Below are 5,731 nucleotides of genomic sequence, written 5' to 3'. Positions count from 1 at the left end.
GCTGCATTCTCTAAAAGCTAAAAGCTAACAGCTAACAGCTAAACACTATCTATGTTCCGGAGTATTTTCAATTTCATACTTTTCACTTCGATCTATATTTCGTTGTGTGCACTGCTGATGATCTGGCAAACCAATCAACTGCTGGGACTTCAGTACCAACAAAACACTTTCTATCTCTTCGTCCTGTTTTCTACTATCTGCAGCTATAACTTCCATTGGTACCTGACTCCCGGCGACTTTTCGGCAACTTCAGAAAGAATAGGCTGGAACAACCAGTACCGCAACGGATTGCTGGTGCTCTGCGGCATTGGCCTCATCGGCTCCGGATGGTTCTTCTGGCAACTACGCGAACACTGGCTGGTACTCTGCGGCAGCGCTATACTTACCTTTTTATATTCAGCACCTAAAGTACCTCACCCCGCCTTCCGCTGGCTGAGTAAAGTAGCCATCGGCAAAACGTTGTTTCTCACATTTGTGTGGACCTACGTTACCACGCTGCTGCCCGCGCTGGTAGCCGGTAATTTTGCTACCACGCCGTTGATACTTCTTACCCTCCATCGTTTTTTCCTCATCTATGCCATCTGCATTTTGTTTGATTACCGCGACCTGGAATCAGATAAAAAAGAAGGCATCCGGAGTCTGATTACGCGACTGAGTTTCAAAAACCTGAACCGTCTTTACTATTTCACCTTGCTGATAGCCGCTGTCAGCGCCGGATTAATGGCGCCATTTATTACCGTCACCGCCATTATTTCCCTCCTGATCCCGGTAGCCGTTACCGCTCTGCTTACACACAAAGCCCATCATAGCCAGTCCGATTACCTTTTTTATTTTGTGCTGGATGGATGCATGGCACTGTCGGCAGTAGTGTACCTGCTGGCTGTAGCAGTGAGCTAACTGCTTTTTCCCTACCTTTGTCCGATCAAAATTTCCACTAAACATGTCCAAAAAACAGAAATCAATATTCAGCAAGGAATCATTGACATTCCTGGAAACTTACCTGAACAACCCATCTCCTACCGGTTTTGAGAAAGAAGGACAAAAGCTTTGGCTGAAATATCTGACACCTTATATCGACGAGCATTTTGTAGATCCATACGGTTCTGCAGTGGGTGTAATCAATCCTAAAGCGGAATTCAAGGTTGTCATCGAAGCCCATGCAGATGAGATTTCCTGGTTTGTAAACTATATTTCACCGGAAGGACTGATCTACGTGATCCGCAATGGTGGCTCCGATCAACAAATAGCGCCCTCCATGCGCGTAAATATTCATACCGACAAAGGGATCGTAAAAGCTGTATTTGGCTGGCCGGCTATTCACACCCGCATCCGTAGCGGCGATGGTAAAGAACCACAACCCAAAGTAGAAAACATCTTCCTGGATTGTGGCGCCCGTTCCCGTAAAGAAGTGGAAGAGCTGGGCATTCACGTAGGTTGCGTGTGCACATTTGCAGATGGTTTCCAGGAACTGAACTACGACTACTATGTTTGCCGTGCGATCGATAACCGCATCGGTGGTTTCATGATTGCGGAGGTAGCCAGAATGCTGAAAGAAAAGAAACAGCAGCTACCTTTCGGTTTATATATTGTGAATGCAGTGCAGGAAGAAGTAGGCTTACGCGGCGCAGAAATGATTGCCAAACGTATTAAACCTAATGTCGCCATCATCACAGACGTGACCCACGATACCACCACGCCTATGATCAATAAAAACATTGAAGGGGAAATCAAATGCGGTGGCGGTCCAAGTATCACTTATGGTCCTGCGGTACACAACATCCTCCGTGACCTCATCATTAAAACGGCAAAGAAAAACGATATCCCTCACCAGCTGCACGCCGTAAGCCGCTCCACTGGTACTGATACCGATGCTTTTGCCTACAGCAATGATGGCACGCCTTCAGCCCTGATCAGTTTACCGTTGCGCTATATGCACACCACGGTCGAAATGGTGAAGAAAGATGATATTGAAAATACCATCCACCTGATCTATCAGACGTTACTGAATATTACGCCCAAGACTAATTTTCAGTACCTGTAGCGAATTTTTGTCTTTGTTCAGGATTATACTGATTTAGATGATTTTCCAGATTGTTTATCAGGATTAAAAAAGATTAGCGAAGATAGATGTGACATCCAACTTCGCTAATCTTCTTTAATCTTATAAAATCAAAAAAACAAAAATCTGGAAAATCATCTAAATCAGTATAATCCTGAACAAAGACAAAAACTCACGTTAGTTCTTAAAAAAATCCGCTGCCCTTGTCACTTTTTCTACCCAGGCGCCGGAGGCAGCCTGCAACACATACTCACTCAACCCTACCCTGCCCGCACCTGGCGCCCAGTCATAAGTATATCCCATCCTGGTCCATGGATAATGGGCATCAGTAGCGGAGGTTAATGGCCGGTAGTAAGCATAAATAATGTAGCCATTAAACCAGGTAGCATATGCAGGCGATACGCTACTTTGCAAAACGGCGGTGGCACTTTTCGTATTAATGGCCGGATTGCCTGCGGGCCGGTACAATCGCTCTGCCTTCACCCACATGGTGGCAATATGCGTATTGGTTTTGCTGTTCACCGGCGGCAGTCCTAACAACTGACATATCCGCATAATCGTATCGGAGGTCGGTGTCAACGAAGGCCCTATCTTGTTTTTCATCTGCTTAGGGATGAACAGCCACGATTCGCCCCATACATTGGTGATGGAATCGCCTTCGGGATAACTGGAGGGGAAGCGCATAAAAGTAGCTAATAATACATACGACTGACCATTAATGGTTTTCCATTGCAGATCCGCATTGTCTGCCGTAATAGGCCACAACGCATCGGTCATCTCGCTGCTATCTGCTACCATGGCGTCTTGTACAGCCTGACCATATAATTGGTCCATGGTGGCAACAGGGGGCGTTACCGGGTTATCGTCGTCTTTATTACAGCCTGTAAAAGCAATAGTTGCCATTAAAAAAATGGCGGGCAGTAAACTGCCGGAGGGGACATGTTTCATAGAAGTGGTTTTCTGGATGGTGGTTATTTAAATTGAGTCCCGCAATTAAATGTATTTCAATGACATAGGCAAATTTGAAAATAGCGGAGGGGATCGCCTTCGGCGATTGTCTTTGTTCAGGATTATACTGATTTTGATGATTTTCCAGATTTTTTCTTTAACAGGAGTAAAAAAGATTAGCGAAGACATAAGCACACACCGCTTACGTTTTCGCTAATCTTTTTTAATCTTCCAAAATCAAAAAAACAAAATCTGGAAAATCATCAAAATCAGTATAATCCTGAACAAAGACAATCGCCGAAGGCGATCCCCTCCGCTACAAATCGTTCATCCCAAAATACTCCACGCCCAGCTGATATCCTTTCAGTCCAAGTCCGCAGATACAACCAATACATTTAGGTGCAATCAGCGATGTATGTCTGAATTCTTCTCTTGCGTATACATTGCTGATATGTATTTCCATCACCGGCGTTTTAATGCCTGCAATGGCGTCACGGATGGCAATCGAAGTATGTGTATAGGCGCCTGCATTTAACAGGATACCATCGTATGAAAATCCAACTTCATGCAGATAGTTCACCAGCTCTCCTTCTACATTACTTTGAAAATAAGTAAAGTTGACAGCCGGAAATTGTTTTTGCAGATGTTTAAAATAATGCTCGAAAGATTCACTGCCATAAATGCCTGTTTCACGCTTACCGAGCAGATTTAAATTAGGCCCGTTAATAATAGCTATTTGCATGATAATGGTTATAAAATGAAGAATGTCACGAAGATAATTAATCCCGTTTATTATTACTATCGCCGCCCCAGCGGTATGTTTGTTGTTCGATGCCTGCCAGATCAATGATGCGGTCTACTACGGTAGCCGCCATTTCTTCCAGTGTGGTGGGTACACTATAAAAAGAAGGGGTAGCCGGACAAATAATGCCGCCGGCCATGGTCACGGCCTCCATATTTTTGATGTGAATCAGGTTATAAGGCGTTTCCCGCACCACACAAATCAGCTTCCTCCGTTCTTTCAGCACTACATCAGCTGCACGGGTAATCAGGTCATTGGAGATGCCGGTGGCAATCCGGCCTAATGTGCCCATAGAACAGGGACAGATAATCATGGTATTAAATCTTCCGGAGCCGGAAGCGAAAGGAGCGTGAAAATCCTGTTGCGTATAAAGGCGGAAAGGCAGTTGTTTATAATCTTCGTCTCTCAGTTCTGTTTCCCAAACCGTTTTGGCATTTTCTGTCATCACCACGGCAACCTGGTCCAGTTGCGCATGCGCCGTCTGCAGCTTTTGCAACAACTGACGCGCATAAATGGAACCACTGGCTCCCGTAACTGCTACTACTATACGATGTTTCATTTGGCTATGCTATTGATCCTGCAAAGCTAGCCTATTTGGGGCGATTGAACACACATCTTTGCCATACCCGGCAAAAACCAGGTTGGCAGGAAAACAGCAAAGAAAAGATTATAACCCGGCCTGGGCTACAATTTCATCCATCAGGATGCCACTATGACTTTCGTTGTAAATACATGCTCCGTTGCGGATCACCAGTATCTGCGGAGATTCATGAGGTACCTGGTATAATTCGGCTATTTTATTGGATACCGGCCGATGGGAGATCAGGTCCAGGTAATAAAACGTTAACCCTTCCGGTACAGCTGCCCGCTCCAATCTGGCCTTGGCCATCGAGCTGATAGAACATCGCGTACTGTGTTTAAAAATAGCTACCGGCTGATGCGCTGATACCGCATTGACTTCAGAGAGTTGTTCCTCACTGGCTAACGTTTTCCAATTCATTTAACATGCTTTATTATGTTCTATCGCAGGTGACTTAGCCATCCCTCTCATTGGGCACCCTAGTTTCTGATGGCTTGCGCAGGACGTTAAGAAAACAGCAAAGATACAAACCATAGCCGTGTAGCCCAAAATTCTTACATAAGATTGCATACTGGGAATTTTATAATTTATAACTAAAACGAAATTTCACAGGAAATATGATACGACCACTTTTTTAATCGTCTTTTGTAACGTTATTTTGCAAATATAGAAAATACATTAAAAAAAACAACAATGTAATTTTCGGATCTTCCGAAATTATCCAGCGTTATGACAAAAGTACATTTTATTGCCATAGGCGGCAGCGTAATGCATCAATTGGCCATTGCGCTCAAAAACAAAGGTTACCAGGTAACCGGCAGTGACGATGAAATTTTCGAACCTGCTCTCTCAAACCTCCGGCAGGCAGGCATTTTACCTGACAACACCGGTTGGGATGCCGCCCGGATAACGCCGGATTTAGATGCTGTCATCCTCGGTATGCATGCCAGGGAAGACAATCCCGAACTGATCAAAGCCCGGGAAATGCAGCTGAAAATTTATTCTTTCCCGGAATATATTTACCAGGAAAGCAAAAATAAAACCCGGGTAGCCATTGGCGGTAGTCATGGTAAAACCACCACTACAGCCATGGTCATGCACGCCTTGCAGTATAACCACCAGGCATTCGACTACCTGGTAGGCGCCAGACTGGAAGGTTTTGCCCAGTCAGTGAATATCACCGATGCCCCGGTTATTGTATGCGAAGCAGATGAATACCCGGCTTCTGCCATCGAAAAAAGACCCAAATTTCATTTCCTTCACCCGCAGATCGCTGTATTAACGGGCATCGCCTGGGATCACATCAATGTATTTCCTACCTACGAAATATATAAAGAGCAGT

Annotated in this window: 7 protein-coding genes; 3 read left to right on the top strand and 4 right to left on the bottom strand. The window is 44.9% G+C overall.

Features of this window, described 5'->3' with window-relative positions:
- Positions 1–51 precede the first annotated feature (51 nt).
- Positions 52–897, top strand: coding sequence for a UbiA family prenyltransferase (locus VIP81_RS05980; RefSeq protein ID WP_331957562.1), 846 nt, complete (start codon positions 52–54; stop codon positions 895–897).
- Between the two features lie 43 nt (positions 898–940).
- Entirely contained in the window at positions 941–2,041 is a 1,101-nt protein-coding gene (locus VIP81_RS05975) for a M42 family metallopeptidase (protein WP_331957561.1), read from the top strand.
- A gap of 195 nt (positions 2,042–2,236) precedes the next feature.
- Here the strand turns inward: VIP81_RS05975 and VIP81_RS05970 are convergent, their stop codons facing one another.
- The 4 genes from VIP81_RS05970 to ytxJ all read right to left on the bottom strand — a co-directional run bounded on the left by VIP81_RS05970 (position 2,237) and on the right by ytxJ (position 4,809).
- A complete protein-coding gene (locus VIP81_RS05970; protein ID WP_331957560.1) occupies positions 2,237–3,007 on the bottom strand; it encodes a hypothetical protein in 771 nt (256 codons plus the stop codon).
- A gap of 316 nt (positions 3,008–3,323) precedes the next feature.
- Entirely contained in the window at positions 3,324–3,749 is a 426-nt protein-coding gene (gene aroQ, locus VIP81_RS05965; RefSeq protein ID WP_331957559.1) for a type II 3-dehydroquinate dehydratase, read from the bottom strand.
- Positions 3,750–3,786: 37 nt separating this feature from the next.
- On the bottom strand, positions 3,787–4,368 hold the full coding sequence (locus VIP81_RS05960) for a UbiX family flavin prenyltransferase (RefSeq protein ID WP_331957558.1): 582 nt from the start codon (positions 4,366–4,368) through the stop codon (positions 3,787–3,789).
- Positions 4,369–4,476: 108 nt separating this feature from the next.
- A complete protein-coding gene (gene ytxJ / locus VIP81_RS05955; protein WP_331957557.1) occupies positions 4,477–4,809 on the bottom strand; it encodes a bacillithiol system redox-active protein YtxJ in 333 nt (110 codons plus the stop codon).
- Positions 4,810–5,118: 309 nt separating this feature from the next.
- Here ytxJ and VIP81_RS05950 point away from each other — a divergent pair.
- Positions 5,119–5,731: Mur ligase domain-containing protein (locus tag VIP81_RS05950; protein WP_331957556.1), on the top strand; the 613-nt coding region annotated here is incomplete at its 3' end.

Source organism: Chitinophaga sp., from assembly GCF_036566945.1.
Taxonomy (GTDB): domain Bacteria; phylum Bacteroidota; class Bacteroidia; order Chitinophagales; family Chitinophagaceae; genus Chitinophaga.
The sequence above is the reverse complement of the archived record's forward strand: the minus strand, read 5'-3'. Positions and strand labels throughout refer to the sequence as shown.

Excerpts from the sequence above, each read along its gene's own strand:
- VIP81_RS05980 (WP_331957562.1), top strand. The coding sequence starts at position 52 with ATGTTCCGGAGTATTTTCAATTTCATACTTTTCACTTCGATCTATATT.
- VIP81_RS05960 (WP_331957558.1), bottom strand. The coding sequence starts at position 4,368 with ATGAAACATCGTATAGTAGTAGCAGTTACGGGAGCCAGTGGTTCCATT.
- VIP81_RS05970 (WP_331957560.1), bottom strand. The coding sequence starts at position 3,007 with ATGAAACATGTCCCCTCCGGCAGTTTACTGCCCGCCATTTTTTTAATG.
- aroQ (WP_331957559.1), bottom strand. The coding sequence starts at position 3,749 with ATGCAAATAGCTATTATTAACGGGCCTAATTTAAATCTGCTCGGTAAG.
- ytxJ (WP_331957557.1), bottom strand. The coding sequence starts at position 4,809 with ATGAATTGGAAAACGTTAGCCAGTGAGGAACAACTCTCTGAAGTCAAT.
- VIP81_RS05975 (WP_331957561.1), top strand. The coding sequence starts at position 941 with ATGTCCAAAAAACAGAAATCAATATTCAGCAAGGAATCATTGACATTC.